Source organism: Mycobacterium sp. E2699 (assembly GCF_001666745.1).
Lineage (GTDB): Bacteria > Actinomycetota > Actinomycetes > Mycobacteriales > Mycobacteriaceae > Mycobacterium.
In genome coordinates this window covers 1-26,230 of sequence record NZ_LZJH01000022.1, presented here as the reverse complement: position 1 = coordinate 26,230, position 26,230 = coordinate 1, and the positions used below count along the sequence as shown (strand labels likewise).

Sequence of the window (26,230 nt, the reverse complement as noted above, 5' to 3'; positions counted from 1 at the left end):
GCGAGTTCACCACCGCTGATTTCGGGGCAGCAGGTCCCACACGTGCTCGACGGCGTTGACCCCGGCGACCGTCGCCTCGCCGGACCGCGAGAACAACAGCCGGGTGACCGAGGCGTAGTCGACGGGAAACGACAGCAGCCGGGCCGTGCCGAGGATCTCGTGCAGCAGCACGTTGATCACGCCGCCGTGGCTGAACACCGCGACCGTTTCCTCCGGCTCGGCGGCGGCGACCAGGTCGTCGACCGCCGCGCGGACGCGTGCCCGAAACGCTCCCTCGTCGACCGCACTGGGCAGATGCCCCTGCGCCAGGCGCGCCCACTCCTCCGGCCGTTCGGCTTTGATCTGCTCGACGGGGATGTAGACCGGAAGGTCGCGATCGTATTCGGCGAACCGGTGGTCGATCTCGACGCTCAGCTCGCGGGCCGCCGCGACGGGTTCGGCGGTCTGGATGGCGCGCCGCTGCGGGCTGCTCACCACCCGCGAGATCGGAAACCTGGCGAGCGCCTCGGGCAGCCGTTCGACCTGCGCCCAGCCCTGCTCCGAAAGGTCCGGGTCGGCGCCCTCGCCGGGTTGGCTTCGCAGCGGTAGGGCATGCCGGACCAGCAGCACTTGCATGTTTGTTCCCGTCGTCGGATGGTGGGCAGCGCCAGTTTCTCATCGCGCCGCGCAATGCTGATCTCGAGGAGGAGAGATGACACAGCCGGGCATGGATTGGGACGCCGCCTACCGGCAGGAAGCGCCGCCCCCGTGGAGCATCGGCCGGCCGCAACCCGAATTGGCGGCTCTGATCGACCAAGGCAAAGTCCGCAGCGATGTCCTGGACGCCGGTTGCGGCCACGCCGAACTTTCGCTTGCGCTCGCGGCGCTCGGCTATACGGTCGTCGGCTTGGACGCCAGCCCGACCGCGGTCGCTGCGGCGACGGCCGCCGCCGCCGAACGGGGACTGACGACGGCGACCTTCGCGCAGGCCGACCTCACCGCGTTCCGTGGCTATGACGGACGCTTCTCGACGATCCTGGACAGCGGACTTTTCCACGTGCTGCCGCCCGAGCAACGCCAGGAGTACCTGCGGTCGATCCTTCGGGCCGCCGCGCCGGGCGCGGCGCTGTACATCCTGGCGTTCGCCACCGGTGCGCTCGGCCATAGCGACGGGCCCGGCCCGCGCGGCTTCACCGAAACCGAGTTGCGCGATTCCGTCGCGGAACTGTGGCGAGTCGATGACGTCCGCCCCGCGCGGTTGTACGGCAATGCGGGCGCACTCGCATCGGCCGGCGGCCTGTCGCCGGATATCGAGCGCGACGACGAGGGGCATTTCATGGCGCCGGGCTTCCTGCTCAGCGCGCGCAAGGCGGGTTAGGGATCCGGCGGGGCACTTCCCAAACGTTGAGAGAATGCTATTCTCTGCGCGGAGAGTGGGGTGTGCAGCCTATGACCAGTGTCGGCGAGACCCAGTTGGACCCGGGCGTTCTCGGCCGCTGGCTGGATGCGAACGACGCACCCGGCAGCGGCGAGCAACCTGTGCTGGAACCGCTGAAGGGCGGCTCGCAGAACACCCTCTACCTGATCGAGCGGGGCGGGCAGCGGATGGTGCTGCGGATGCCGGGCGCGCGCGCCGACGCTGCCCGCGTCGACGGCTTGCTCCGGGAAATCCGCCTCGTTCGCGCGCTGGCGGGCACCGACGTGCCACACGCGGCGCTGATCGCCGCTGACGACACCGGCGCCGTGCTGGGCCTGCCGTTCTACGTGATGCGGGCGATCGACGGGTGGAGCCCGATGGACGGCGGCTGGCAGGCGCCGTTCGACACCGACCTGGCCGCCCGTCGGGGGCTGGCGTTCGAACTCGTCGAGGGAGCCGCCAGGCTGGGCCGGGTGGATTGGCGGGCGCAGGGGCTCGACGGGTTCGGCCGCCCGGACGGGTTCCACGAACGCCAGGTCGATCGCTGGCTGAATTTCCTCGACGCCTACAAGGTGCGCGAACTGCCCGGCCTGCACGAGGCCGCCGACTGGCTGCGCAACAACCGGCCCGCGAGCTACCGGCCGGGCATCATGCACGGCGACTACCAGTTCGCCAACGTGATGTTCGCGCACGGTGTGCCGGCGCGGTTGGCCGCGATCGTCGACTGGGAGATGACGACGGTCGGCGACCCGCTGCTCGATTTGGCGTGGGCGCTGCTGGGCTACGACGGCGAGGAGCCGAGCGCCGACGGGTTCTATCTGGACATGCGGGGGATGCCTACGCGCACCGAGTTGCTCGAGCACTACGAGAAGGTCAGCGGGCTGTCCACCGAAAACATCGACTATTACCTCGTGCTGGCCAACTGGAAACTGGGCATCGTGCTGGAGAAGACCTACGCGGCCGGCGTGCGCACCGGAAAGGTGGACCCCCAGATCCGAGACACCTTCGGGGCGATGATCCCGCGGCTGATCGCGACCGCGGCGGAGCTGGCGAGGACGCGCTGAAATGGGTTATGCCGACCAGCTTTTCGACCTCACCGACCGGGTGGTGCTGATCACCGGCGGCAGCCGCGGCCTGGGCCGGGAGATGGCGTTCGGCGTCGCCCGCTGCGGCGCCGACGTGGTGATCGCCAGCCGCAACATGGACAACTGCGTGGCCACCGCGACGGAGATCGAGGCCGAGACCGGCCGTTCCGCCATGCCCTATCAGGTGCACGTGGGCCGCTGGGACCAGCTCGACGGCCTGGTCGACGCGGCCTACGAGCGGTTCGGCAAGATCGACACGCTGATCAACAACGCGGGCATGTCGCCGCTGTACGACAAGCTGACCGACGTCACCGAGAAGCTGTTCGACGCGGTGCTCAACCTGAACCTCAAAGGCCCGTTTCGGTTGTCCGCCTTGGTCGGCGAGCGGATGGTGGCCGCCGGGCGCGGTTCCATCATCAACGTCAGCACCGCCGGATCGCTGCGGCCTGCCCCCGACATCATCCCCTATGCCGCGGCCAAGGCCGGCCTCAACGCCATGACCGAGGCGCTGGCGAAGGCGTTCGGGCCGACCGTCCGGGTGAACACGCTGATGGCCGGGCCGTTTCTCACCGACGTCAGCAAGGCCTGGAATCTCGACCGGGCCGAGGGCAAGCCGTTCGGCCATCTGGCGTTGCAGCGCGCCGGCGACCCGCGCGAAATCGTCGGCGCCGCACTGTTTCTGGTCTCCGACGCGTCCAGTTTCACCACCGGCTCGATCCTGCGCGCCGACGGCGGGATCCCCTGATAACCGTGGCGATCGCAAGCGCGGCGAAGCCGGGCTCTGGGGGTCGCCACCAATGAACAACTAGGAGTATTCGAATGCCTTGGGACTTCTCCACCGAACCGGAGTTCGAGAAAAAGCTGGACTGGATCCGCGAATTCGTGCGCGAGGAGGTGGAACCCCTCGAGGTGCTGTTTCCGGGCTGCGAGTTCCTGCCGCTCAACGACGAGCGGCGCCGGATCGTCGATCCGCTGAAGCAGCAGGTACGCGACAACGGCTTGTGGGCACCGCATCTGGGCCCCGAGCTGGGCGGGCAGGGCTTCGGGGCGGTCAAGCTGACGCTGATCAACGAGATCCTGGGCCGCAGCCCGTGGGCGCCGATCGTCTTCGGGACGCAGGCGCCCGACACCGGCAACGCCGAGATCATCGCGCGATTCGGTACTCAGGAGCAGAAGGACCGCTACCTGGCCGGCCTGCTGTCCGGGGAGATCTTCTCGTGCTTCTCGATGACCGAGCCCCAGGGCGGGGCCGATCCCCGGGTCTTCACCACCAGAGCTGAACGGGACGGCGACGACTGGATCATCACCGGGCGAAAGTACTTCTCCTCCAACGCGTCCGTCGCATCCTTCTTCATCGTCGTCGCGATCACCGACCCCGACGTGCCCGTGCATCAGGGCGCCTCGACGTTCCTGGTCCCGGCCGGAACCCCGGGCCTGAACGTCGAAGCCAACCACCACCTCGTCGGCGCCGACCCGCACGAGCCGGGGCATTCCCTGGTTCGCTACGACGGCGTGCGGGTGCCGTCCGACGCGCTGCTCGGCGAAGCCGGTCAGGGCTTCCTGATCCTGCAGACCCGCCTCGCCGGCGGGCGGCTGCACCACGCCATGCGCTCGATCGGCATGGCGCAGCGCGCCGTCGACATGATGTCGCGGCGCGCGAAAAGCCGTTTCACCCAGGGCAGCTCGCTGGCCGACAAGCAGCTGGTGCAGGAGTTCGTCGCCGACTCCTATACCGAATTGATCCCGTTCCGGCTGACCGTCCTGCACGCCGCCTGGCTCATCGACAACGGCGACGAGCGCGCCGCGCGGGCCGAGATCGCCGCCTGCAAGATCCTGGCCTCGCAGGTTCTCAAATCCATTGCGCTGCGCGCGATTCAGGTCCATGGCGCCATCGGTCTCACGGATCAACTGCCGCTGGTCAACGTGCTGCTCGGCGGCATCGCGCTCGGCCTGGCCGACGGGCCGACCGAGGCGCACAAGGTGAACCTGGCGCGGATGCTGCTCAAGGGCTACGAGGCCGAGGACGGCGACTGGCCCAGCGAAATGCTGGATGTCCGGCGGGCGGCGGCCCGCGCCAAATACGGTGAGCTCGTTGACAACTAGCAGAGTCTCCGCGGCGGTCGAGCGGGCTCTCGACGACCGCCAGCGGGAGGCGACCGAGGAGGTTGAACGTATCCTGGCCGCCGCGGTGCGCGTCATGGAACGGGTCGCGCCCGAGGCGCCCCGCGTCAGCGACATCGTCGCCGAGGCCGGCTCGTCGAACAAGGCTTTCTATCGGTATTTCGCGGGTAAGGACGACCTCATCCTGGCGGTCATGGAACGCGGCGTGGCCATCGTCGTGTCCTACCTGCAGCACCAGATGGCCAAGGAAACCCGCCCGCAGGACAAAGTGGCGCGCTGGATCGAGGGCACCCTGGCACAGGTCGCCGACCCGCACCTGATCAGCATGAGCCGCGCGGCCGCCGGGCAGATGTCTCCCAACACTCGGCCCGCGACCGACCGGGAGATGCTGCGGCCGTTGCGCGACTTGCTGACCGAACCCGTTGCGGCCCTGGGCAGCACCGACGTCGACCGCGATGTCGAGGCGGTGTTCTGCTGCACCGCCGCGGCGATGCGGCGATACGTCGGTTCGGCCGATCGGCCCGAACCCGATGACATCGCACACCTGGTGGGGTTCTGCCTACGCGGCCTGGGGGCCGGGTGATGCGGGCCGCGGTCTGCCGCGCCTACGGCGCGCCGGAGGATCTGGTGATCGACGACGTCGCCGACCCCGCGCCCGGCCCTGGCCAGCTGGTGGTTCGGGTGCACGCCGCGGCGGTCAACTTTCCCGATGTGCTGTTGATCGCCGGCAAATACCAGGTCAAGATCCCGGTCCCGTTCGTCCCGGGCAGCGAACTGGCCGGTGAAGTGGTCGCCGTCGGCGACGGCACGCCGTTCCGTCCCGGCCAGCGGATCTCCGCCACCACGCCGACCGGGGCGTTCGCGGAGCTGGCGCTGCTCGACGCGGCATCGGCGGCGCCCATCCCGGACGGCGCCGACTTCGCGTCGGCCGCCGCGTTCGGCGTCACGTACCGCACCGCGTATCACGCGCTGCGGTCGATCGCGCAAGTCGCGCAGGGCGATTGGGTGGTGGTCCTCGGGGCCGCCGGCGGTGTGGGGCTGGCCGCGGTCGATCTGGCGGTGGCGATGAAGGCCCGGGTCCTGGCGGCGGCGTCCAGTCCGGAAAAGCTCGACCTGTGCCGACTCCGCGGGGCCGAGGCGGCCGTCGACTATGACCGCGAAGACCTGAAAGCGCGCATCCGCGAGCTGACCGGTGACGCCGCCCGCGTGGTTCTCGATCCCGTCGGCGGGTGCTACGCCGAGCCGGCGCTGCGGGCCCTGGCCCGGGGCGGGACCTTCATCACCCTTGGCTACGCCGCGGGCGCTATTCCGTCGATCCCGCTGAACCTGGTGCTGCTCAAGGGAATCACCGTGCGCGGCATGGAGATCCGCACCTTCATGGCCGACCGGCCCGACGACGCCGCGCGCGACATGCGCGAGCTGGCCCGGATGTTCGCCGACGGCACGATCCGGCCCCACATCGGCGCGCGATTCCCGCTCGCCGAGACCCCGGCAGCGTTGCGGCATGTCGCCGACCGCAAGGTCCTGGGCAAGGTGGTCATCGACGTGGCGCAGTAGCCACGCGAGCAGTCGCAAAAGCCCCCGACACGCCGAGGAAATGGGGGCTTTTGTGTCTGCTCGCGAGCGAAGGTCCCCCCGCCCGCGGTATCAACTACGGCGTGACGATGTTGAAGTCCGGGTCCGGCCCGTCGAGGACGCCGAGGAACGACTGCAGCGCCGTCTGGTCGCCGGAGACATCAAGGCCCGGGGAGGCGAGGTCTCCCATCGCCGCCGTCAGCAGCCGAAGCTTGTTGTCCACCCGGACCGTGACGTTCGCCGTCGCCGCGTCGGCGGCAACCTCGCGATAGACGAGCACCCCGTTGCGAAGCGTGAGCCGGTAGTTGGCGGCCAAGTCGACGAACGAGATGTCGAGGGCGATGTCGAGGTCCCAGGCGCGCGGCCCGTCGACCCGCAGCGCGAAGCTGTCGAAGATCTGCTGGGGCGTCAGCTGGTTGAGCATCGACATCGAGGTGGCGCTGACGGCGGTCCCGAAATTGCCGTCGCGCAATTCCGTTGCGCCGCTGAGGAAGAAGTTGCGCCAGATGGCATTCTCAGCGCCGTACCCGAGCTGCTCCAGCGTGTCGGCGTACAGTCCGCGGGCCGCCGGGTGCTCGCTGTCGGTGAATACCGCGTGATCGAGCAGCGTTGCGGCCCAACGGAAGTCGCCGGCGTCGAACGCCGCTCGCGCGATCTCGACGACCCGGTCCATCCCGCCCATCGCGTCGACGTAACGGGGGCCCAGGGCCTCGGGCGGGTGGGGCCACAACCGGCCGGGATTGCCGTCGAACCACCCCATGTACCGCTGGTAGACGGCCTTGACGTTGTGGTTGACCGAACCGTAGTAGCCGTGGGTGTGCCACGCCTTTTCCAGCGCGGGTGGCATTTGGAACATCTCGGCGATCTCCACGCCGGTGTGGCCCTTGTTGAGCAGCCGCAAGGTCTGGTCGTGCAGGTAGGCGTACATATCCCGTTGCAGCGAAAGGAACTCGACGATGCGGTCGCGTCCCCAGGTCGGCCAGTGGTGGGAGGCGAAAACCACGTCGGCGCGGTCGGCGAAGGCGTCGATCGCCTCGGTGAGGTAGCCCGACCAGGCGTGCGGGTCGCGCACCAGCGCGCCGCGCAGGGTCAGCAGGTTGTGCAGGTTGTGGGTGGCGTTCTCCGCCATGCACAGCGCGCGGAAACGCGGGAAATAGAAGTGCATTTCGGCGGGCGCCTCGGTGCCGGGCGCCATCTGGAATTCCATCTCCACGCCGTCGATGGTGTGCTTTTCGCCGGTCTCCCGGATGTCTAGGGTCGGGACGATGACGGCCACCTCGCCGGTGGACGGTGCCTGGCCGAGCCCGCAGCCCACCTGGTCCAACGGCCCGCGCGGCAACAGGGTGCCGTACATGTAGGTCGCCCTGCGTGTCATGGCCGGGCCGGCGTAGACGTTCTCCTGGACGGCATGCTCGACGAAGCCGTCCGGGGCGAGCACCGCCACCGCCCCGCTGTCCACCTCGGCCTGTGAGGTCACGCCCAGCACGCCGCCGAAATGGTCGACATGGCTGTGGGTGTAGATCACCGCGACGACCCGACGGTCACCGCCGCGGTGGGTGCGGTACAGGGCCAGTGCCGCCGCGGCCACCTCGGTGGAGACCAGGGGATCGATGACGATGACGCCGGTGTCGCCCTCGACGAACGTGACGTTCGAGAGGTCGAGGCCGCGGACCTGATAGATGCCCGGCACCACTTCGTAGAGGCCTTGCTTGGCGGCCAGGGTGGACTGCCGCCACAGGCTGGGGTGCACTGACGCCGGCGCGGTCCCGCCGAGGAAGGAGTAGGCGTCGTTGTCCCACACCACGCGGCCGTCGGCCGCCCTGATGACGCACGGCGACAGGGCCGCGATGAACCCGCGATCGGCGTCGTCGAAGTCCCGCGCGTCATCCAGCGGCAGGGCGTGTTCACCATGAGCCCACTCGACGACGGCGGTGGGAGGTTTGTGTTCCACCAGGCATACATTGCCATTGATGTGCCGTCCCCGGAACGAACGGAAAGAAGACATCTGACCGGTCGCCGGGCAAAGAGCAGGCAACGGCTTTCGGGGCTGCACAAGAATTTTCCCTGAACCTCTTTTGTGCGGCAGGGCAAACCCGCATACTGCCTTGACGGTTCTCAATGCCGAGGACCGCAACATTCGGGCAAAGGAGAACAGGTGAAGCGTGGACTGACTGTCGCGGCGGCCGGGGCGGCCATTCTGGCCGCGGGTATTGCGGGATGTTCGAGCAACAAGGGAACCACGGTCAGCGGTAACGGAGTCACGGCAAGCACCGGCGGCACGACGAAGGTGATCATCGACGGCAAGGACCAGAACGTCCAGGGCAGCACCGTCTGCACCAAGGCGGCCGGCAACGTCAACATCGCAGTCGGCGGAAGCAACACCGGGATCAGCGTCGTGCTCACCGACGCCAACCCGCCCGTGGTGAAGGCAGTCCAGCTCGGCAACGTCAACGGTGTGACCCTGCAGTACGCGCAGGGCGGTCAGGGCAACGCCTCGGCGACCAAGGACGGGAACACCTACAAGGTCACCGGCACCGCCACCGGAGTGGACATGGCCAACCCGACGCAGCCGGTGAACAAGCCGTTCGAAATCGACGCCAGCTGCTCGTAGCACGTCGAATCAAGCAGTGGGTGCGGGCGGTTGCCACCCGTTGAGTGGCAACCGCACCGTGAACTCCGTATGGCCCGGTGAGCTGTTGACCGTGATCGTCCCGTGGTGCGCCTTGACGACCGCCGAGACGATCGCCAGTCCCAACCCGGTGCTGCCGCCCTTGCGGGACCGCGAGGAATCGCCACGGGCGAAGCGCTCAAAGACCTCCGATTGCAGCGCCGCCGGGATGCCGGGCCCGTTGTCGATGACCTGCAGCAGGGTGTGCGTCGGCTCGGTGCTCAATCGCGTCGTCACCACGGTCCCCGCGGCGGTGTGGACGCGCGCGTTGGCGAGCAGGTTCGTCAAGACCTGCTGCAGCCGCGCCGCGTCGCCGGTGACGACGACGGGTTCCTCGGGCAGGTCGAGCTCCCACTGGTGATCCGGCCCGGCGACGTGCGCGTCGCTGACCGCGTCCACCGCCAACCGGGACAAATCCACCGGTTCGCGTTCCAGCGGCCGGCCCGAGTCCAGCCGGGCCAGCAGCAGCAGGTCCTCGACGAGCCGCGTGATCCGCTCCGTCTCGGACGCCACCCGGCTCATCGCGTGCGCCACCGCCTCGCGGTCGTCGCCCATCCGCTGGGTGAGCTCGGTGTAGCCGCGGATCGCGGCGAGCGGCGTGCGCAACTCGTGACTGGCGTCGGCGACGAACTGGCGAACCCGGGTCTCGCTGGCCTGTCGCGCCGACAGGGCGGCAGCGATGTGGTCGAGCATCCGGTTCAGCGCCGACCCGAGCTGACCCACCTCGGTGGCCGGGTTCGCGTCGGCCTCGGCCACCCGGACCGGCAGCTCGACCTCGCCGCGGTCCAACGGCAAGTCCGCCACCTTGCTGGCGGTTTGCGCAACGCGGCCCAGCGGCGCCAGCGCCCGCCTGATGATGACGACCCCGGCGGTGGTCGCGGCGACCAGCGCGATCACCGTCACGATGCCGAGGATCACCAGCATCCGCATCATCGTGGCGTCGACGTTCGACATGGACATCCCGGTGACGATGACGTCCCCACCGCTGCGGCTCGGGGCGGCGACGACGCGGTAGCGGCCGAGCCCGTCGAGGTCGAGCGTCACCGGCTTGCGGCTGTCGGCGATGTGTTCCAGTTGCATCTGTGCGGCCGGGGTCAACGCGGCCCGCGAACCGGCGCTGGTCAGGTATCCGGCGTCGACGGTCCTGCCGTTGCTCATCACAGCGGCGACCATGCCGGCCGGCTGGCCCGGGGCGTCGAGGAAGCGCGGACCGGGGCCCGATCGCGGATAGTAGAAATGCGACTCGTGGCGCCAGCCCGGGCGTTTCGGTTCGGGGTACATCAGCGCCGATCGGTAGGAAGCGCCGGCGAGTTGCCCGTCCAGCTGCGCCACCAGGTGGTGCAGCAACGCGAGTTCGGTGGCCGCGGTGATGCCGACGCAGACGACCGCGAGGACGACGATCTGCCCGACCAACAGCCGGAGCCGAAGCGACCAGACCCGCCGTTTCCTAGCGGGCCGGCTTGAGGACATAGCCTGCGCCGCGCAGCGTGTGGATCATGGGTTCGCGACCGTTGTCGATCTTCTTGCGCAGGTAGGAAATGTAGAGCTCGACGATGTTGGATCGGCCGCCGAAGTCGTAGCTCCACACCCGGTCCAGGATCTGGGCCTTACTCAGCACCCGCTTGGAGTTGCGCATCATGAAGCGCAGCAGCTCGAACTCGGTGGAGGTCAACGAGATCGGCTCCCCCGCGCGGGCGACCTCGTGGCTGTCCTCGTCCAGCACCAGGTCCCCGACCACCAGCTGCGCCCCGCTGTCGACCGTCGTGACGCCGGTCCGCCGGAGCAGCGCCCGCAGCCGCAGCACCACCTCTTCGATGCTGAACGGTTTGGTCACGTAGTCGTCGCCACCGGCGGTCAGGCCCGCGATGCGGTCTTCCACAGCATCCTTGGCCGTCAGCAGCAGCACCGGCAGTTGCGGGTTCTCCTCGCGGAGCTTGTGCAGCACGTCGAGCCCGCTCATGTCGGGGAGCATGACGTCGAGGACGACCACATCGGGCCGTTGGGCCCGGGCCGCGGCGATGGCCGTCGAACCGTCGCCGGCGGTGGAGATGTTCCAGCCCTCGTAGCGCAGCGCCATGGACACCATCTCGGCCAGAACCGCCTCGTCGTCAACGACGAGCACATTGATCGGGTTGCCGTCGGCACGACACATCACAACCCGCTCTACCGACGCTCGGGACTGTGTCACAGGTTCCAGTATCCGCGGCCGACTGAGCCGACGCTATGCCTTTGCTATGCGTGTGCTGTGAAAGGATCGCGTGACCGCCGGGCGGTCACGCGATCCGGTATCCGGGTGCGCGCCTAATACCAATACCGCCTGCCGGCGACCGGCCGGCCGACGGATCCCATGATCCACAGAACCGCACCGATGACGAGCAGGATGATGCCGAGCACCCACAACAGATGGATGCCGAAAACAAATCCGAGAATGAGCAAGACGATGCCGAGGATAATCATGACAACTTCCTTTGTGTGAGGGGTTCCAGACCACTGGACATTGAACTGGGCTGCGGTACATGGCAATCCTTGACTTTCGGGTTGACGCCCGCGTAATTCAAGGGCCCCGCGACTACTGTCAACGCGATGTTTCCCGCCGTGACACAATTGGTGGAGTCACCCTTGAAGTAGTCGCGCTGATACGCCGCGAAAACTCCGATGAGTAGCCACACCAGTACAATCGCGCCGATCACTCCGCTGCCACGCATGGTGACCTCCGTTGTTTTCGAGAAATTTCTCGTGCGCCTAGCGTTACCCGTTCGACTCGTGTCCAAACATGCGTTATGACGCCGGCTTTGTCCCTGTCCGATCCACCCGGATCAGGGTCACACCGGCGGGGCGTTCGCCCCTCGGGTCGCCTCCGGACGACGCGATCCGCGTCGCCCACCCGGGCGGGTCCGATCAGCCGTCGCCGCGGCGGGACCGCCCGTATCGGTAGCATGGCGAGTAGCGTTGCGGTAAAGGGGGATAGCTGGGCAGTGACTGACACCCTGTTCGCCGACATCTCGGAATTCCAAGTGCCCGTGGATGATTCGTACCCTTATCAGGTGCTTTCGATCCGCGTCTGCGACGGGACCTATCAGGATCACAACTTCGCGGCAAACTACGCCTGGATGCGGGACGCCCTCGACAGCGGGCGACTGACCTTCGGCATCGTCTACACCTACGTTCGGCCGAATTGGCTGGACAATGCCAACACGGTGCGCTCGACGATCGACGCCGGCGGCGGGCTGCACCCGCGCGTCGCGCTGATGCTCGACGTGGAATCGGGCGGCAACCCGCCCGGCGACGGTTCGAGCTGGATCAACGGCGTGTACTGGAACCTGGCCGATTACGCCGGTGACCCCGCACGAATCATCGGTTACGCCAACGCTTATGACTTCTCCAACATGTGGCGCACGCGGCCGGCGGGCTTGCGCGTCGTCGCGGCCGGCTACGGGTCCAACCCGAACCTTCCGGGCCAAGTCGCGCATCAGTACACCGATGGCACGGGCTTCAGCCCGAACCTGCCCCAGGGGTGTCCACCGTTCGGCAACTGCGACATGAACTCCGCCGACGGGCTGACACCGCAAGAGTTTGCCGCCGCGTGCGGCATCAATGCGAACGGAGGATGGTTGATGGCACTCACCGACGCCGAGCAAGCCGAACTGTTGAGCAAGGTTCGCGACATCTGGGACCAACTGCGTGGGCCGGACGGCGCCGGCTGGCCGCAGCTCGGTCAGAACAGCCAGGGCCAGGACCTCACGCCCGTCGACGCGATCGCGGCGATCAAGCAGGACGTGGAGGCGACGCGGTCGACAGCGGGCTAGCCTGCACCGCCGCCTCTTTCACGATCGCCGCCTATTTCACGATCGCCGCCTTCTTCCGATCGCCGCTGTGCCGACACATACAGCGTCGGCGGCATCACATGGTCGGTGCCATCCGGAACGTTGCGGCCGTAGCGGGCCATCAGCTCCGAGAACGTCGCCGTCGACACGTCCCACCCGTGCTCGCGCAGCCAGCCGTCGACGGGCGTGCGCTCCTCGGGGTACCAGAGGTCGTCGAAGTCGGCGATCTCGGCGTTGACCAGCCTGGCGGCCGCGGCGCGCATGCGCTGCATGTCCTCGCGCTGGCGCCGAACGAGGTCCGGGTCGGTGAATCCGGCGCCGGGCACGTTGGACGCCAGCCGGCTGCCCGGCACGCTGAGCGCATGGATGCGCTCGAACAACAGGTCCTGGGCCTGTGCCGGCAAATAACGGACCAGACCCTCCGCCGACCACACCGCCGGGCGCGACGCGTCAAAGCCCGCTTCCCGCAGCGCCTTTGGCCAATCCTGACGCAGGTCGATCGGCACGTTCACCAGTCGCGCCTTGGGGTCCGCGCCGTGTTCACGCAGCGTCTTGGACTTGAACTCCAGCACCTTCGGCTGGTCCAGCTCGTACACCACCGTGCCGTCGGGCCACGGCAGGCGCCAGGTGCGCGCGTCGAGGCCTGCGGCCAGGATCACCACCTGACGGACGCCTGCGCCGGCTGCGTTCAGGAAAAATTCGTCGAAAAACGCTGTCCGAGTGGCCATGAAGTCGATCATCAGTTGAATCCGCGAGCGCACCTCCGGCTCCAGCTCGACCGCCTTGGCCAGCAGCTTGGGGTCCGCGTAGATGCTCCACATCCCCTCGCCCGCCGCGTCGACGAAGACGCGCGCGTACGGGTCGCGGATGAGCGGGTTCGCGCTCTCGGTCTCGGCGGCACGCGCCGCTGCAACACCCAGGGCGGTGGCCCCCACGCTTTGGGTGATGTCCCAGGAATCGTTGTCGGTACGCGGCATCGCCATTTCCCTTCCAAGTCCGAAGTCCGTTAGTTCCGCACACTATTGTTCCAGCCGCCCGCGCGACTCGCCGCTCCCCGCCGGTGACCTAGGCTTCGTCCCATGACGCGCACGCCCGTGAACCTCGAGGCCGTCGCGGACTGGATGTCCGAGCGGGGACTCGGCGAGGGTCCGCTCGAGGACGTCGCCGACGTCACCGGCGGCACCCAGAACGTCATGCTGCGGTTCACCAGAGCCGGGCGCCCGTTTGTGCTGCGACGTGGGCCCCGGCACCTGCGGCCGCGCAGCAACGGCGTGATACTGCGGGAAACCAAAGTCCTTGCGGCGTTGGCCGGTTCGGACGTGCCGCACCCGCACCTGATCGCCACCTGCGAGGATCCGGCCGTGCTCGGCGACGCCGTCTTCTACCTCATGGAACCGGTCGACGGGTTCAACGCGGGCGAGGGGCTGCCACCCCTGCACGCGGGCGATCCCGGTGTGCGCCACGGCATGGGCCTGTCGATGGCCGACGCCCTGGCGAAACTCGGCGCCGTCGACCATGTCGCCGTCGGCCTCGCCGACTTCGGCAAGCCGGCCGGCTTCCTGGAGCGTCAGGTGCCGCGCTGGCTCGCCGAGCTGGACTCCTATCGCGAGTACGAGAACTACCCGGGGCCGGACATCCCCGGAGTCGACCGGGTCGCCGCCTGGCTGGAGCGCCGACGCCCGACGACGTGGACCCCCGGCATCATGCACGGCGACTACCACGCCGCCAACGTGATGTTCTCCCGCACCGGGCCGGAGGTGGTCGCCATCGTCGACTGGGAGATGTGCACGATCGGCGACCCCCTGCTCGACCTGGGCTGGCTGCTGGCCACCTGGCGCCAGCCCGACGGATCCAGCGTGTTCAGCCACGCGCTCGGCGGCCAGGACGGGCTGGCCAGCACCGACGAGCTGTTCCAGCGGTACGCCGCCAACACCACCCGCGACCTGTCGAACATCACCTGGTACACGGTGCTGGCGTGCTTCAAGCTCGGCATCGTGATCGAGGGCACGCTGGCGCGGGCCTGCGCCGGCAAGGCCGAAAAGGAAGTGGGGGACCAACTCCACGCGGCCACGGTGCATCTGTTCGAGCGGGCGCTGACGCTTATCGACGCGCAACCCTGACCCACTAACATCTCCTCTCGTGCCGCCCTACCCCGAGAATCCCGACTTCTACTCCGAGCCGACCCAGGCCGCATATGGCGGTTACTACGATGAGCCGGCGCCCGAGCCGCCCCCGCCGCCGACACCCTGGTACCGCCGCCCCTGGGCGCTCGTCGCGGCCGGCGCGCTCGCGGTGATACTGCTCGGCCTCGCCGCGTACGCGGTGGTGGTCGGGGCGGGCGTTGTCGTGGTGGTGGCGCTCGGCGCCTTCGGCGCGGGCGAACCCGCCACCAGCTGGACCACCGCGTACGCGGCGAGGCCGAGCAGTATCACCGCGAGCGCGCCGGCCGCGACGAGCGCCCAGGGGCGGCGGTACCAGGGTGTCGGCGGCGGGGGCGTGCCGACGCAGACCGTCACGGAAACGGTCCCGCCGCCGAGCACCGACACGCCTACCGACACGGCCACGACGACGGTTCCGCCGAGCACAGTCACGATGTCGCCGAGCACCGAAACCAGCACGGTCACCCAGACGGTGACCGTCCCCCCGCGGCGGCCGTTCCAACCCCGCCCATAGTAAAGACATATCGGCCGCCGGCCGGATAGCATCCGATGCGTGGACGTAGGGGACTCGGTCAGGCATTCACTCGACCATTGGGAACGTCGCGAGTGGGACGCAGCGATGGTGCATGCCGGCAACGCCGTCGATGAAACCGCCAGGAAGCGCTATCCGCAGCTGGGAGTGGCGAGCCGGTTCAAGCGGACGATCCGCGACTCGCTGGACATCTTCCAGACGATGGCGGCGCCGGACATCGACTTCGAGCGGAGCCGCTTTCCCATCGCGGTGAAATCGGATACGCCCGAAGGCCGTCCGGACATCGCCGACGTCCTGTACGGCGTGCACCGGTGGGGCCACGGGCACGACGACGAGCTGCCCGCGGGATTCGAACTGACTCCCCACAGTCCTCAGCCCCAGCAGATCCACATCTGGAAAACCGGACGGATCCAGCTTCCCGCGTCGGTCGCGATCGGCCTGTTGGCGGTCGCCGTGTTCGCACCGGAGAACAGGGGCGAGCGCATACCGGACGGCTACCAGCTGAGCTGGTATCAGTACGTCTTCATCATCTGCCTGTGGTGGGGCTGGCAAGACCACTTCCGCGACATCATCAGAACCGCCCCGCCACCCCGAACGACGCTGGACTTCGCCGAGTTCTGGGACGACTGGACACCGGCCTAAGGGCTCGAGCCCGGCGGTTCGCATGCAAGCGAGCATCGGCCTCGTCCGCCCGGCCGCCGCCGAGGATGCGGCCGCCTGCGTGGCGATCTACCGCCCCTACGTTCTGGACACGGCCATCAGCTGGGAAGTCGACGTCCCGAGCGTGGACGAGATGGCCGCACGCATCATCGCGGCGCGCGCGACGCACGAATGGCTCGTCCTCGAACGCGACGCACGGGTCATCGGCTACGCCTACGGACACGCGCTTTACCGCGTGGCGTCCTACCGGTGGTCGGCTCAGACCGGCATCTATGTCGACACCGACCATCACCGCGCCGGGGGCGGCCGCAGCCTCTACACGCAACTGCTGCGCCGGCTCACCGAGCGTGGCTACCGGCGAGCCATCGCCGGCATCACCCAACCCAACGAGGCCAGCAACGGCTTTCACCGATCCTTCGGCTTCACCGAGGTCGGCCTGTACCGGCGGGTCGAATGGAAAAACGGCAGCTGGCACGACGTCGCATGGATGCAACTCGATCTGCTCGGCGATGCCGACCCGGACGCGCCGGCCGGCCCGATCACCTGAGCGGGTGAATCCGCTTGACCGTGCGCACGATCCGGCCCGGGACGGGCCTCGCGACCGGCGCGTGCGCGTCCCGAGCCGGGAAGGTGTGAAAAGCTAGCGCCCGCCGCCGGCACCGCCGCCGAAGCGACCGCCGCCCGCGCCACCACCGAAACGGCCACCGCCGGCACCGCCGCCGAAGCGCCCGCCGCCCGCGCCACCACCGAAGCGGCCGCCTCCAGCGCCGCCGCCGATACCCATCGTTTCCGCACTGCTGATCATCGTCATGAGCCGCAATTTATCCCCGAATGCGCGCGGCTACAACCAACTCCGGCTTAACGCTTCGGCGCCACCGCCCCGTCGCCAGGGGACCCCACGACGACCCGGCGGGCCATCCCGACGGCTCTTCAGTTTCTGGACCTCACTTTTCTGGGGCGCGTCCAGTTCTGAAATTGACCATTTTCAGCGCTGCAAGATAGTGGTACTTTCGTCCTGTTCTTCACCGGGGGGCTCGATGAACAGCCGGTGGGAGCACAACGATGTCGTTCATCATCGCGGCGCCCGAAATGTTGACGGACGCGGCAAAAGGCTTGGCGCACATCGCCTCGACGATCAGCGCGGCCAACGCGGCGGCAGCGGCGCCCACGACGGGCATCGTTGCATCGGCGGCCGATGAGGTGTCGGCCGCTGTTGCGGCGATGCTCTCCCAGCATGGGATGGCGTACCAGGAACTGTGCGAACAGGCGACGGCTTTTCATACCGAGTTCGTGGAGACACTGCGTGGTGCGGCGGGTGCGTATCTTGCCGCCGAGGCGGCCAATGCCTCGCGGTTGCTCAGCGAGCAACCGCTGCAGACCCTCGCCCGAGACGCCCTCGGCTACTCCGGGTTGAGCGCCATCGGGGGTACCGGCGGCACCAGCGCGACCGGTGCGGGCGCCGCAGTCGGCTCATCGGCGACCGGGGTCGTCCCGCTGCACATGAACGGTCCCTTTCCGACGGTGAATGTCTCCGTCAACGGCGGACCGAGCGTGCCACTGACGGTTGACACGGGATCGAATGGCCTTCTCATCCCGTTCTGGGACATTGGCCTACTGCACCTCGGATTCCCCACCGATATCGGCATTCTCGCCTACGGCAACGGGGTCGCCCATCTCTGGCTCGGCTTCAACGCGCCCGTGAATTTCGGGAATGGACTCGTCACCGCGCCCACCCCCATCAGCGTCGACCTACTCGAATTTCCGATATCCCTCAACGGCGCTTTGATCATGCTCAACGGTAATGGTTTCGGTGGCGCCGACGGCATTTTGGGTATTGGTGCCAATGCGGTGGGTTCGCACAGCTCTGTGATCATGGCGTTGCCGGACCAATTCAACCAGGGCGTGCTCATCAATGAGCCCGCGGGTTACCTGCAATTCGGTCCCAACCCGCTACCGGGAATCACCGTTTCAGGAGCGCCGGTCACCACCCTTGACGTACAAATAAATGGCGGGCCCTTGCAGCAGGTCCTGGCGCTGCTCGATTCGGGCGGTGTATACGGAGCCATTCCGTCCTCCCTGCTCGGAACCGGGCAGATCTCCGGAAGCGTGCCGGTAGGAACGACGATTTCGGTCTACACCCACGATCTCACGCCGCTGTACTCGTACACGACGAGTCAGACCAACAGCCCACTGGTCACGTCGGGCCAGATGAACAGCGGATACACACCCTTCGCGCAGGGGCCGGTCTACCTCGGCTACAGCCCCACCGGCGTCGGAACGACGACCTTCGACTACTGAGCGCGCCCGAAGGGATTCGAACCCCTAACCTTCTGATCCGTAGTCAGATGCTCTATCCGTTGAGCTACGGGCGCCTGTGTTCAGTTGTGTCGCCCCCGAAAGGACTCAGCGGAGGCGAGAGGATTTGAACCTCCGGTCCCCTTTGAGGGGGACAACTCATTAGCAGTGAGCCCCATTCGGCCGCTCTGGCACGCCTCCATCAGCTTCCTGAGGGTACCCGAACCCCTTCGGGTGTCCGGAGAACCGCCGGAGGCATAGCGTACACAGCCCCGACATATGCTGTCGAAGTGACCGCCCGCCTGCGACCCGAGCTGTCCGGGCTTCCGGTCTACGTTCCCGGTAAAACCGTCCCGGGTTCGATCAAGCTGGCCAGCAACGAGACCGTGCACGGCCCGCTGCCCAGCGTCCGCGCGGCGATCGAACGGGCCACCGACAGCGTTCATCGCTACCCCGACAGCGCCAACGTGCAACTCAAGGCGGCGCTGGCCAAGTACCTCAGTTCGACCAATTCCGCGGACTTTGCACCCGAGCAGGTCGCGGTGAGCTGCGGTTCGGTCAGTCTGTGCCAGCAAGTCATCCAGATCACCGCCTCCGCGGGCGACGAGGTGGTGATGGGATGGCACAGCTTCGAGCTGTACCCGCCCATGGTGCAGGTGGCCGGTGCCGTCTCCGTCAAGGTGCCCTTGGCCGACCATGCGTTCGACCTCTACGGGATGCTCGCCGCGGTCACCGACCGCACGCGGCTGATCTTCGTGTGCAACCCCAACAACCCGACGTCCACGGTCGTCGACCCGGACGCGCTGGCCCGGTTCGTCGAGGCCGTGCCGCCGCACATCCTGATCGCGATCGACGAGGCCTACGTCGAGTACATCCGCGACGGCATGGCGCCCAACAGCCTCGAGCTGGCCCGCGCCCGCAGCAACGTCGTTGTGCTGCGGACCTTTTCGAAGGCGTACGGGCTGGCCGGCCTGCGCGTCGGCTACGCGGTCGGCCACCCCGACGTGATCACCGCGCTGGACCAGGTCTACGTGCCGTTCGCGGTGACCAGCATCTCGCAGGCCGCCGCCATCGCCTCACTCGACGCCGCCGACGAGCTGTTGGCCCGCACCGATGCCGTGGTCGCCGAGCGTTCCCGGGTCACCGCCGGGTTGCGTGCGGCCGGGTACACCCTGCCGCCGTCGCAGGCCAACTTCGTCTGGCTGCCGCTGGGCCCGCGCACAGTCGACTTCGTGGCGCGGGCCGCCGACGCCCGCATCGTGGTCCGCCCGTTCGCGCCGGACGGCGTCCGGGTCACCATCGCGGCGCCGGAGGAGAACGACGCCCTGCTGGGCTTTGCCCGCGAATGGATCAAGGAGAACCAATGAGCCTGGCCCGCAAGAAGTTCACCGAGTTCAAGGAACGCGACGGCAGCATCCCCGATGCCGAGCTGGATGAATTCTGGGCGACGCTGGAGCCCGCGACCATCGAGGGCATGATCGGCGAGTGGCGGGGCGGGGAATTCCGCACCGGCCACCGGATGAACGGCCAATTGGAGAAGGCGGGCTGGTTCGGCAAGACCTTCAAGTCCGCCGCCGACGTGCAGCCGCTGGTCTGCGTGGACGCCGACGGGAACAAGTTCTCCAACGTCGCGCTGGGCAAGGGGGAGGCCAGCCTCTGGCTGGAGCACTTCCGCGGCGAGGTCACCGCCACGATGGTCTACGACGGCCAGCCCGTGCACGACCATTTCAAGAAGATCGACGACGACGCGGTGATGGGCATCATGAACGGCAAGGGCGTCCTGGACGACGGCCGGTATTACTACTTCTACCTCGAACGGGTGTAGGTCCTTCCGCTTGAGCGTGCATCTACGGCATTGAGTGTGCGGCCAGGGCTTTCCGTGTGAGCCCACGGCGGGAATCCGGGCCGAATTGCGCCCTGAACGCACTAACAAAGCCCTCATCGCACACTCAGTGGGGCGTGGACCGTCGCGTGGCTAGCGGGCCGGGTCGCGGCCGGTGAACGCGATCAGCTGTTCCAGCGCGCCGGCGTCCAGGGGCGCCTCGACCGGGTCGTCGAACCCGGCCCCGGCGCGGATCTCCGGCCTGATGATCTGGTGCGCCAGCCCGAGCACGTACTCCGAGAGCGGCTCGGGGGCGTTGAGTTCGTGGCCCACGGCCGCGGCGTAGTCCCAAGCGTGGACCAGGAATTCGAGTGACAGGATGCCGCATGCCGCCGCGGCCGGCATCTCACCCTTGCCGAACGGCACGGTGCCGTCGAGGCCGCGCCGGTGCCAGGCGTCCACGGCCGGCCGGGCCGCGGCGATGACCTGCCGCTCCACCGATTCGCTTTCGTCGCGCTCCGGAATTTCCGCACCCACCATGCCGCCAAGACCCGAGATCGACTTCAGCAGATGGGCGGTCAGGGCCGCGACGTCGAACTCGGTGCACGGCGTCGGCTTCGCCAGGTCGTCGGTGGCGATCGGATGCACCGCCCGCTGCAGCACGGCCAGCGTGTCCTCGGCGCTGTGCAGCTCGTCGGTGGGCGGCGAATGAGGTCCGGGTCGCAAGTCGGGAGCCATGTTTGCCACGCTACGGTCTGCTGATGGGCGAAACATACGAATCCGTCACCATCGAAACGAAAGACCACGTTGCACAGGTGACGCTGATCGGGCCGGGCAAGGGCAACGCGATGGGGCCCGCGTTCTGGTCGGAGATGCCGGAGGTGTTCGCGGCGCTGGACGCCGCCCCCGAGGTGCGGGCGATCGTGATCACCGGGTCGGGCAAGAACTTCAGCTACGGCCTGGACGTGCCCGCGATGGGCGGATCCTTCACGCCGCTGCTCTCCGGTGACGCGCTGGCCGGCCCTCGCGCCGTCTTCCACCGCGAGGTCAAGCGCATGCAGGGCGCGATCACGGCCGTCGCGGACTGCCGGACGCCGACCATCGCGTCAGTGCACGGCTGGTGCATCGGCGGCGGCGTCGACCTGATCTCCGCGGTGGACATCCGCTACGCCAGCGCCGACGCCAAGTTCTCGGTGCGGGAAGTCAAGCTCGCCATCGTCGCCGACGTCGGCAGCCTCGCCCGGCTGCCGCTGATCTTGAACGACGGACACCTGCGCGAGCTGGCGCTGACGGGCAAGGACATCGACGCGGCCCGCGCCGAGAAGATCGGCCTGGTCAACGACGTCTACGCCGACGCCGACGCCACGCTGGCCGCCGCCCACGCCACCGCCGCCGAGATCGCCGCCAACCCACCCCTGACGGTCAACGGCATCAAGGACGTCCTCGAGCAGCAGCGCGCCGCGGCGGTGTCGGAGAGCCTGCGCTACGTCGCGGCCTGGAACGCGGCGTTCCTGCCGTCCAAGGACCTGACCGAGGGCATCTCGGCGACGTTCGCCAAGCGCCCGCCGCAGTTCACCGGGGAGTAGCGCGACCCTCGGCTACTCTCGCGGAAGTGACTCCCGACGGCAGAATCCGCGTTCCGGCCGACCTGGACTCCGTGACGACGATCGGCGACGAGGACCACTCCCAGGTCGACAGCGCGGCCGTCGAACGGATCTGGGGGGCCGCGCGGCACTGGTACCAGGCCGGCTTTCACCCCGCCATCCAGCTGGCCATCCGGCATCGCGGTCGCGTCGTGCTCAACCGCGCGATCGGCCACGGCTGGGGCAACGCACCAACAGACCCGCCCGGCGCCGAAAAGAAGCCCGTCACCACCGACACGCCGTTCTGCGTCTACTCGGCGGCCAAGGGCATCACCGCGACCGTCGTGCACATGCTCGTCGAACAGGGGCACTTCGCGCTCGACGACCGGGTCTGCGAGTACATCCCCAGCTACACCAGCCACGGCAAGCACCGCACCACGATCCGGCACGTGCTGACCCACAGCGCGGGTGTCCCGTTCCCCACCGGGCCCACGCCGGACCTGCGCCGGGCGGACGACCACGAGTACGCGCAGGAACAGCTCGGTAAGCTGCGGCCGCTGTACCGGCCGGGTCTGGTGCACATCTACCACGCGCTCACCTGGGGCCCGCTGATGCGCGAAATCGTCTACGCCGCCACCGGCAAGGACATCCGCGAAATCCTGGCCGCCGAGATTCTCGACCCGCTGGGCTTCCGCTGGACCAACTTCGGCGTCGCCAAACAGGACATCCCGCTGGTCGCCCCGAGCCACGCCACCGGGAAGCCCCTGCCGCCGGTGATCGCGGCGCTCTTCCGTAAGGCCATCGGCGGGACGGTGCACGAGATCATCCCGTACACCAACACCCCGGCGTTCCTGTCCACCGTGGTGCCGTCGTCGAACACCATCTCGACCGCGAACGAGTTGTCGCGCTTCGCCGAAATGTGGCGCCGCGGCGGCGAACTCGACGGCGTGCGGATCATCAGCCCGGAGCGCATGTACGGTGCGGTGCAGGAGTGCCGGCGCCTGCGCCCCGATTTCGCCGTCGGCCTGCGGCCGGCCCGGTGGGGCACCGGATACATGCTCGGTACCAAGCGCTTCGGGCCGTTCGGGCACAACGCGCCGAAGGCGTTCGGCAACCTCGGCCTGGCCAACATCGCGATCTGGGCCGACCCGGAGCGCAGCCTGGCCGCCGGCGTGATCAGCAGCGGCAAGCCGGGCCGGGATCCCGAAATCGGCCGCTACACCGCCCTGATGGATGCCATCGCCCGCGAGATTCCGACCGGTTGAGCCCGCGCGGCGCTGGGAACTCTGCCGACATGGCTACCTACCGAGTGCTCAACCCGAAGGGCGACGTCGTCGCGACCAAGGACATCGACAGCGCCGACAAGGCGCACGCGTGGTTTGCCGACGATGCGGTCGAGGGCAACGAGCTTGGCTGGCGCATGGAAGTCGAGCACGACGGCGACTGGCACTTCTTCGACAGCAGCGAGGGCGATCGCAGCTACTAGTGTTTGTCTCCCGACGAGCGGGGCAACCAATTACGCATGAATTCCGACCGCTTCCGTAGGCTGCTGGACGCGCCCGGCCCGTTCGCGTCGGTCTACTTCGACGACTCGCACGACACTCACGACGCCGAGGCCCAGCTCGAACTGAAGTGGCGGGCGGTGCGCGAAGAACTCGAAAGCCAGCGCGCCGACCGTGCCGTCATCGACGGCATCGGGGACGCGGTGCTCAACCTGCGCCCGCCGATCGGCCGCAGCGGGCGCGCGGTGGTCGCCGGTGCCGACGGTGTGGTGATCAACGAGCATCTGGCGGGGCCCCCGGCGAGCACCATCGTCCGCGTGTCCGAATTGCCTTATCTGGTGCCGATTCTCGAGCACAGCTTCGATCACCCCGACTACGTGCTGGTCGAGGTCGACCACAGCGGCGCCGACATCACCACCCACATCGGCGGCACGCTGCGCTCGGAATCCGTCGACGGCGGCGGCCACCCGGTGCACCACGCCGCCGGTGCGGAGACCGCGGGATACGGCGACCCGCAACTGCGCAGCGACGAGGCCGCCCGCAAGAACGTGCGCGCTGTGGCCGACCGGGTCGCAGAGCTCGTCGAGAAGGGGGGCGACGTGATCTTCGTCGTCGGGGAGGTGCGGTCGCGGTCGGACTTGATGACCGCCCTGCCGGAGCGGTTGCATGAGCGCGCGGTGGCGCTCGAGGTCGGGGCGCGGCACAGCGGTCACGACTTCGGCGAGGTCAAGGACGCCATCGAGGCCGAATTCGTCAACCGCCAATCGCGCACGATCGACGACGCCGCGCAGCGCTTCACCGCCGAGCTCGGCCGGCAATCCGGTCTGGCCGCCGAGGGTCTCGACGCCGTCTGCTCGGCGTTGCGCCAGGGCGCGGTGGAGACGCTGATCGTCGGGGACCTCGGAGATGCCACCGTCGTGGCCGACGACGACGTGACGACGATCGCACCCAACGAGAACGTGCTGTCCGAGCAGGGCGCCGCGCCCGCCAAGACGCTGCGCGCCGACGAGGCGCTGCCGCTGTTGGCGGTGTCGGTCGGGGCGTCGCTGCTGCACGCCGGCAAGCGGGTCGCACCGGCCGACGGCGTCGGCGCGGTGCTGCGGTACGCGCCGACCCTGCACTGATTCGCGCGGCGGCCCCTGCAGCGGCCGCCTATTTTCAGTAGCCTTCGCGCTGTTCCGGTTCGATACCGCGCTCATACCAGCGAGCTGTAATGCGACCGTCCTCCGCGATCTCGTCGAGCCGCGTCCTCACCAAATCGCTGCGATCGTCCCTCCCGAACGTCAGTTGCCTCAGCAGGAACCAGGAGGCCGCAGTCGCGCATTGGAGCGAATCGCGCATCAGCTCAAGCGCTTCGTTGTCGCTTTCTGTGCCCCGCGCCTGTTCGCTGAGCCACTCCAATCCGACGACACCTACCACCTCTGCTGCAGGATCCATGGCCAATGGCGCCGCCGCGTTTGTTTCTGGATCGCGCAGCACAAGCTCGCGGACCTGGAACCGCGCGAATCGTGTTGAGGCGGAGGCCGCGAGGTGGTCCAGCAAGACGCGGTTAAGCCCACCGCCCCGCTCCTGCCGCCAGGTCGCGTACCACTGCCACTGGGGCGGCGTCAGTTCGGCGAGATCGGCCTGCCCGACCTCGGCTTCAACGAGCCCACTCATTAATGTGTCCCGGTCGGCATCGACGGCGTCGTGCAGGTCCTGCGCGTAATCGTCATCGACTGCCGCGAGGCGAATCAGCGGCGCAGCAAGCGGAATCAGCCTCATGACTGAACCCGCACGATTTCACGCCGCCAGTAAGCTTCCTGCACGCTGGTCGGCGCAGGCGGATGGCGTTGAAGCGAACCTCCCGGCCCGGTCGGCAGCAAGACGGCGGTCGACCATGGCGCCGATCCACCGAAGACCAGTGACGGCCCCACTCGACTGACTCCCAGTTGCGCAATGCGGGACGCTGGGAATCGTGGGCGGGGCAGGCTTGGATCCGGATCGGGAGGCATGGCGAACTCCTCCTCGGCGACAATCGTGAGCCGTACGTCACGAAAGGTCGGCGAGTAGCCTCCCGCGAGCTTTCTTTTGTTCGTATTTGGTACCCAATCGCTGACCGCCAGCCAGGTATGAGCCGGATCTGTGTACCACGTTTGCGGGTCGGGCTTATTGGTGTGATCGTCAAACTCGTCCGGGCCACAGAGGACCACGTCGATTGAGAATTGCTCGCGAAAATAAGTTCGCAAATTGTGCAAAAAGTGGTCGGAATGCACCGTGAGGACCGCGTCCGGATAATCCTGTTGACCGTGCAACCAATCCAGGTACAGCCCCGCCTTATCCGGATCGCGGGCGTCGAACGCCCTCCAGTTGACGGGCCGAAAATACGAAACCAACCCGGCACGACCGTAGATCGCCCCGGATAGCGGCTCGTCAACCCCATTCACGTAGACGGCCTTACCCCAGGTAAAGTCCTTATTCCCGATGAAAAACCCCTTCGTGGCCGGGTAGAGATAGTCTTTCGCCCGACTGGACGCCGTGTACTTCATGGCCATGACGACGGGGCGCCCGTCCTCCTCGAGGTCTGGTGGTCTCTCACCGTCGGGGATTTGCGCTCTGTTCTTGTTGACGAATTCATCCCAGGCCGGTGCAGAACGTCGAATCGCATCTTCAATAGCCTCCCGCAGGTCCTTTGTCAGCAACCTGGCCCCTTCGGTCACTGCACGCCCATTCGTATGGCTCCTGTCTCGCCTGAGCACCCTGGGATCGCTCCGTCGCTCACTTTACTGGCTGATAGCCAAGCAATTCTTCCCGCGGCCTATGGCGGTTGGCGGAGATCAGACGCCGTGGTACTACAGCGCGGCAGCGACATGCCGACACGAGGAAGACTGCAGCAGGAATAGGACGAGGCCGCGTCAGGGGTTCCAACGCGACTCGGTTGGCGGTGGCGGAGGTCTGTGGTTCATTGACATAGAGGACAGATGTCTCCCGACATAGAGGACAGCCCAGTTATCGCGAGGTGTCCTCAT

General features: G+C 67.8%; 30 protein-coding genes and 2 tRNA genes. 19 read left to right on the top strand and 13 right to left on the bottom strand.

All coding sequences use genetic code 11. The annotated features are described in order from the left end of the window. Window positions 1-6: 6 nt before the first annotated feature. Window positions 7-615, bottom strand: coding sequence for a histidine phosphatase family protein (locus A5696_RS01485; protein WP_067872281.1), 609 nt, complete (start codon window positions 613-615; stop codon window positions 7-9). 76 nt (window positions 616-691) lie between these two features. Here A5696_RS01485 and A5696_RS01480 point away from each other — a divergent pair, with 76 nt between their 5' ends. The 6 genes from A5696_RS01480 to A5696_RS01455 all read left to right on the top strand — a co-directional run bounded on the left by A5696_RS01480 (window position 692) and on the right by A5696_RS01455 (window position 6,159). Next, complete coding sequence (locus tag A5696_RS01480) at window positions 692-1,357, top strand: class I SAM-dependent methyltransferase (protein WP_067872278.1); 666 nt, start codon at window positions 692-694, stop codon at window positions 1,355-1,357. Between the two features lie 71 nt (window positions 1,358-1,428). Continuing rightward, window positions 1,429-2,460 carry a phosphotransferase family protein gene (locus A5696_RS01475; protein WP_067872275.1) on the top strand — a complete coding sequence of 344 codons (1,032 nt, stop codon included), beginning with the start codon at window positions 1,429-1,431 and terminating at the stop codon, window positions 2,458-2,460. Between the two features lies 1 nt (window position 2,461). Then, window positions 2,462-3,226: an SDR family NAD(P)-dependent oxidoreductase gene (locus tag A5696_RS01470; RefSeq protein ID WP_067872272.1), complete on the top strand. Its 765-nt coding sequence runs from the start codon at window positions 2,462-2,464 to the stop codon at window positions 3,224-3,226. A 74-nt stretch (window positions 3,227-3,300) separates the two neighbouring features. Then, window positions 3,301-4,584: an acyl-CoA dehydrogenase family protein gene (locus A5696_RS01465; protein ID WP_067872270.1), complete on the top strand. Its 1,284-nt coding sequence runs from the start codon at window positions 3,301-3,303 to the stop codon at window positions 4,582-4,584. Further along, window positions 4,565-5,185 (top strand): TetR/AcrR family transcriptional regulator, encoded by a 621-nt coding sequence (locus A5696_RS01460; protein WP_067872267.1) that lies wholly within the window; start codon window positions 4,565-4,567, stop codon window positions 5,183-5,185. The genes A5696_RS01465 and A5696_RS01460 overlap by 20 nt, the downstream gene beginning before the upstream one ends. Further along, window positions 5,185-6,159, top strand: a complete 975-nt coding sequence (locus tag A5696_RS01455; protein WP_067872264.1) for an NADPH:quinone oxidoreductase family protein — start codon at window positions 5,185-5,187, stop codon at window positions 6,157-6,159. The genes A5696_RS01460 and A5696_RS01455 overlap by 1 nt, the downstream gene beginning before the upstream one ends. Window positions 6,160-6,253: 94 nt before the next feature. Here A5696_RS01455 and A5696_RS01450 read toward each other — a convergent pair whose 3' ends face one another. Beyond that, window positions 6,254-8,182, bottom strand: coding sequence for an alkyl/aryl-sulfatase (locus A5696_RS01450; RefSeq protein ID WP_067872261.1), 1,929 nt, complete (start codon window positions 8,180-8,182; stop codon window positions 6,254-6,256). Between the two features lie 150 nt (window positions 8,183-8,332). Here A5696_RS01450 and A5696_RS01445 point away from each other — a divergent pair, with 150 nt between their 5' ends. Further along, a complete protein-coding gene (locus A5696_RS01445; RefSeq protein WP_067872258.1) occupies window positions 8,333-8,788 on the top strand; it encodes a lipoprotein LpqH in 456 nt (151 codons plus the stop codon). 9 nt (window positions 8,789-8,797) lie between these two features. On the opposite strand, the gene A5696_RS01440 is transcribed toward A5696_RS01445, so the two are convergent. From A5696_RS01440 to A5696_RS26815, 4 genes are all read right to left on the bottom strand, one after another. Beyond that, window positions 8,798-10,315: a cell wall metabolism sensor histidine kinase WalK gene (locus A5696_RS01440; RefSeq protein WP_067872255.1), complete on the bottom strand. Its 1,518-nt coding sequence runs from the start codon at window positions 10,313-10,315 to the stop codon at window positions 8,798-8,800. Further along, on the bottom strand, window positions 10,293-10,997 hold the full coding sequence (tcrX, locus tag A5696_RS01435) for a two-component system response regulator TcrX (RefSeq protein WP_067872252.1): 705 nt from the start codon (window positions 10,995-10,997) through the stop codon (window positions 10,293-10,295). The genes A5696_RS01440 and tcrX overlap by 23 nt, the downstream gene beginning before the upstream one ends. Before the next feature lie 149 nt (window positions 10,998-11,146). Then, a complete protein-coding gene (locus tag A5696_RS27900; protein ID WP_197516868.1) occupies window positions 11,147-11,302 on the bottom strand; it encodes a DUF6131 family protein in 156 nt (51 codons plus the stop codon). Beyond that, on the bottom strand, window positions 11,299-11,550 hold the full coding sequence (locus tag A5696_RS26815) for a hypothetical protein (RefSeq protein ID WP_082956447.1): 252 nt from the start codon (window positions 11,548-11,550) through the stop codon (window positions 11,299-11,301). The genes A5696_RS27900 and A5696_RS26815 overlap by 4 nt, the downstream gene beginning before the upstream one ends. Window positions 11,551-11,820: 270 nt before the next feature. Here A5696_RS26815 and A5696_RS01430 point away from each other — a divergent pair, with 270 nt between their 5' ends. Continuing rightward, complete coding sequence (locus A5696_RS01430) at window positions 11,821-12,651, top strand: hypothetical protein (protein ID WP_067872249.1); 831 nt, start codon at window positions 11,821-11,823, stop codon at window positions 12,649-12,651. On the opposite strand, the gene A5696_RS01425 is transcribed toward A5696_RS01430, so the two are convergent. Beyond that, entirely contained in the window at window positions 12,648-13,646 is a 999-nt protein-coding gene (locus tag A5696_RS01425; RefSeq protein ID WP_067872314.1) for a class I SAM-dependent methyltransferase, read from the bottom strand. The two genes, A5696_RS01430 and A5696_RS01425, sit on opposite strands and share 4 nt — an antisense overlap. Before the next feature lie 102 nt (window positions 13,647-13,748). Between A5696_RS01425 and A5696_RS01420 the strand changes: the two genes are divergently transcribed. The 4 genes from A5696_RS01420 to A5696_RS01405 are packed head-to-tail and all read left to right on the top strand — an operon-like array spanning window position 13,749 to window position 16,567. Then, window positions 13,749-14,789 carry a phosphotransferase family protein gene (locus A5696_RS01420; protein WP_067872246.1) on the top strand — a complete coding sequence of 347 codons (1,041 nt, stop codon included), beginning with the start codon at window positions 13,749-13,751 and terminating at the stop codon, window positions 14,787-14,789. A 19-nt stretch (window positions 14,790-14,808) separates the two neighbouring features. After that, window positions 14,809-15,342, top strand: a complete 534-nt coding sequence (locus A5696_RS01415; RefSeq protein ID WP_067872243.1) for a hypothetical protein — start codon at window positions 14,809-14,811, stop codon at window positions 15,340-15,342. Between the two features lie 39 nt (window positions 15,343-15,381). Then, on the top strand, window positions 15,382-16,002 hold the full coding sequence (locus A5696_RS01410; RefSeq protein WP_067872240.1) for a hypothetical protein: 621 nt from the start codon (window positions 15,382-15,384) through the stop codon (window positions 16,000-16,002). 22 nt (window positions 16,003-16,024) lie between these two features. Beyond that, a complete protein-coding gene (locus tag A5696_RS01405) occupies window positions 16,025-16,567 on the top strand; it encodes a GNAT family N-acetyltransferase (RefSeq protein ID WP_067872237.1) in 543 nt (180 codons plus the stop codon). 93 nt (window positions 16,568-16,660) lie between these two features. Here the strand turns inward: A5696_RS01405 and A5696_RS26810 are convergent, their stop codons facing one another. Then, window positions 16,661-16,831, bottom strand: coding sequence for a hypothetical protein (locus tag A5696_RS26810; RefSeq protein ID WP_197516867.1), 171 nt, complete (start codon window positions 16,829-16,831; stop codon window positions 16,661-16,663). A 251-nt stretch (window positions 16,832-17,082) separates the two neighbouring features. Between A5696_RS26810 and A5696_RS28775 the strand changes: the two genes are divergently transcribed. After that, the gene (locus tag A5696_RS28775) at window positions 17,083-18,318 is read left to right on the top strand and encodes a PecA family PE domain-processing aspartic protease (RefSeq protein WP_067872234.1); all 1,236 of its coding nucleotides are present in this window, start codon (window positions 17,083-17,085) and stop codon (window positions 18,316-18,318) included. 1 nt (window position 18,319) lies between these two features. On the opposite strand, the gene A5696_RS01395 is transcribed toward A5696_RS28775, so the two are convergent. After that, a tRNA-Arg gene (locus tag A5696_RS01395) sits at window positions 18,320-18,392 on the bottom strand. Between the two features lie 35 nt (window positions 18,393-18,427). Then, a tRNA-Ser gene (locus A5696_RS01390) sits at window positions 18,428-18,516 on the bottom strand. Window positions 18,517-18,605: 89 nt separating this feature from the next. On the opposite strand from A5696_RS01390, the gene A5696_RS01385 reads away from it, so the two are divergent. After that, the gene (locus A5696_RS01385) at window positions 18,606-19,682 is read left to right on the top strand and encodes a pyridoxal phosphate-dependent aminotransferase (RefSeq protein ID WP_067872231.1); all 1,077 of its coding nucleotides are present in this window, start codon (window positions 18,606-18,608) and stop codon (window positions 19,680-19,682) included. After that, the gene (locus A5696_RS01380; RefSeq protein WP_067872229.1) at window positions 19,679-20,140 is read left to right on the top strand and encodes a DUF4334 domain-containing protein; all 462 of its coding nucleotides are present in this window, start codon (window positions 19,679-19,681) and stop codon (window positions 20,138-20,140) included. The genes A5696_RS01385 and A5696_RS01380 overlap by 4 nt, the downstream gene beginning before the upstream one ends. A 150-nt stretch (window positions 20,141-20,290) precedes the next feature. On the opposite strand, the gene A5696_RS01375 is transcribed toward A5696_RS01380, so the two are convergent. Beyond that, on the bottom strand, window positions 20,291-20,875 hold the full coding sequence (locus A5696_RS01375) for a TIGR03086 family metal-binding protein (RefSeq protein ID WP_197516866.1): 585 nt from the start codon (window positions 20,873-20,875) through the stop codon (window positions 20,291-20,293). Window positions 20,876-20,898: 23 nt separating this feature from the next. Here A5696_RS01375 and A5696_RS01370 point away from each other — a divergent pair, with 23 nt between their 5' ends. The 4 genes from A5696_RS01370 to A5696_RS01355 are packed head-to-tail and all read left to right on the top strand — an operon-like array spanning window position 20,899 to window position 24,346. Beyond that, on the top strand, window positions 20,899-21,723 hold the full coding sequence (locus A5696_RS01370; protein WP_067872222.1) for a crotonase/enoyl-CoA hydratase family protein: 825 nt from the start codon (window positions 20,899-20,901) through the stop codon (window positions 21,721-21,723). Window positions 21,724-21,749: 26 nt separating this feature from the next. Then, a complete protein-coding gene (lipE, locus tag A5696_RS01365) occupies window positions 21,750-22,985 on the top strand; it encodes a lipase LipE (RefSeq protein WP_067872219.1) in 1,236 nt (411 codons plus the stop codon). Between the two features lie 29 nt (window positions 22,986-23,014). Continuing rightward, window positions 23,015-23,206, top strand: coding sequence for a hypothetical protein (locus A5696_RS01360; protein WP_067872217.1), 192 nt, complete (start codon window positions 23,015-23,017; stop codon window positions 23,204-23,206). A 36-nt stretch (window positions 23,207-23,242) separates the two neighbouring features. After that, window positions 23,243-24,346, top strand: coding sequence for a hypothetical protein (locus A5696_RS01355; RefSeq protein ID WP_067872212.1), 1,104 nt, complete (start codon window positions 23,243-23,245; stop codon window positions 24,344-24,346). 34 nt (window positions 24,347-24,380) lie between these two features. On the opposite strand, the gene A5696_RS01350 is transcribed toward A5696_RS01355, so the two are convergent. Beyond that, on the bottom strand, window positions 24,381-24,986 hold the full coding sequence (locus A5696_RS01350) for a hypothetical protein (RefSeq protein WP_067872209.1): 606 nt from the start codon (window positions 24,984-24,986) through the stop codon (window positions 24,381-24,383). Beyond that, window positions 24,983-25,921 carry a hypothetical protein gene (locus tag A5696_RS27510; RefSeq protein WP_156738210.1) on the bottom strand — a complete coding sequence of 313 codons (939 nt, stop codon included), beginning with the start codon at window positions 25,919-25,921 and terminating at the stop codon, window positions 24,983-24,985. Before A5696_RS27510 ends, A5696_RS01350 begins: the two co-directional genes overlap by 4 nt. Window positions 25,922-26,230: the final 309 nt, after the last annotated feature.

Excerpts from the sequence above, each read along its gene's own strand:
- A5696_RS01485 (WP_067872281.1), bottom strand. The coding sequence starts at position 615 with ATGCAAGTGCTGCTGGTCCGGCATGCCCTACCGCTGCGAAGCCAACCC.
- A5696_RS01480 (WP_067872278.1), top strand. The coding sequence starts at position 692 with ATGACACAGCCGGGCATGGATTGGGACGCCGCCTACCGGCAGGAAGCG.
- A5696_RS01475 (WP_067872275.1), top strand. The coding sequence starts at position 1,429 with ATGACCAGTGTCGGCGAGACCCAGTTGGACCCGGGCGTTCTCGGCCGC.
- A5696_RS01470 (WP_067872272.1), top strand. The coding sequence starts at position 2,462 with ATGGGTTATGCCGACCAGCTTTTCGACCTCACCGACCGGGTGGTGCTG.
- A5696_RS01465 (WP_067872270.1), top strand. The coding sequence starts at position 3,301 with ATGCCTTGGGACTTCTCCACCGAACCGGAGTTCGAGAAAAAGCTGGAC.
- A5696_RS01455 (WP_067872264.1), top strand. The coding sequence starts at position 5,185 with ATGCGGGCCGCGGTCTGCCGCGCCTACGGCGCGCCGGAGGATCTGGTG.
- A5696_RS01450 (WP_067872261.1), bottom strand. The coding sequence starts at position 8,182 with ATGTCTTCTTTCCGTTCGTTCCGGGGACGGCACATCAATGGCAATGTA.
- A5696_RS01440 (WP_067872255.1), bottom strand. The coding sequence starts at position 10,315 with ATGTCCTCAAGCCGGCCCGCTAGGAAACGGCGGGTCTGGTCGCTTCGG.
- tcrX (WP_067872252.1), bottom strand. The coding sequence starts at position 10,997 with ATGTGTCGTGCCGACGGCAACCCGATCAATGTGCTCGTCGTTGACGAC.
- A5696_RS27900 (WP_197516868.1), bottom strand. The coding sequence starts at position 11,302 with ATGATTATCCTCGGCATCGTCTTGCTCATTCTCGGATTTGTTTTCGGC.
- A5696_RS26815 (WP_082956447.1), bottom strand. The coding sequence starts at position 11,550 with ATGCGTGGCAGCGGAGTGATCGGCGCGATTGTACTGGTGTGGCTACTC.
- A5696_RS01425 (WP_067872314.1), bottom strand. The coding sequence starts at position 13,646 with ATGCCGCGTACCGACAACGATTCCTGGGACATCACCCAAAGCGTGGGG.
- A5696_RS01420 (WP_067872246.1), top strand. The coding sequence starts at position 13,749 with ATGACGCGCACGCCCGTGAACCTCGAGGCCGTCGCGGACTGGATGTCC.
- A5696_RS01405 (WP_067872237.1), top strand. The coding sequence starts at position 16,025 with ATGCAAGCGAGCATCGGCCTCGTCCGCCCGGCCGCCGCCGAGGATGCG.
- A5696_RS26810 (WP_197516867.1), bottom strand. The coding sequence starts at position 16,831 with ATGACGATGATCAGCAGTGCGGAAACGATGGGTATCGGCGGCGGCGCT.
- A5696_RS28775 (WP_067872234.1), top strand. The coding sequence starts at position 17,083 with ATGTCGTTCATCATCGCGGCGCCCGAAATGTTGACGGACGCGGCAAAA.
- A5696_RS01380 (WP_067872229.1), top strand. The coding sequence starts at position 19,679 with ATGAGCCTGGCCCGCAAGAAGTTCACCGAGTTCAAGGAACGCGACGGC.
- A5696_RS01375 (WP_197516866.1), bottom strand. The coding sequence starts at position 20,875 with ATGGCTCCCGACTTGCGACCCGGACCTCATTCGCCGCCCACCGACGAG.
- A5696_RS01370 (WP_067872222.1), top strand. The coding sequence starts at position 20,899 with ATGGGCGAAACATACGAATCCGTCACCATCGAAACGAAAGACCACGTT.
- A5696_RS01360 (WP_067872217.1), top strand. The coding sequence starts at position 23,015 with ATGGCTACCTACCGAGTGCTCAACCCGAAGGGCGACGTCGTCGCGACC.
- A5696_RS01355 (WP_067872212.1), top strand. The coding sequence starts at position 23,243 with ATGAATTCCGACCGCTTCCGTAGGCTGCTGGACGCGCCCGGCCCGTTC.
- A5696_RS01350 (WP_067872209.1), bottom strand. The coding sequence starts at position 24,986 with ATGAGGCTGATTCCGCTTGCTGCGCCGCTGATTCGCCTCGCGGCAGTC.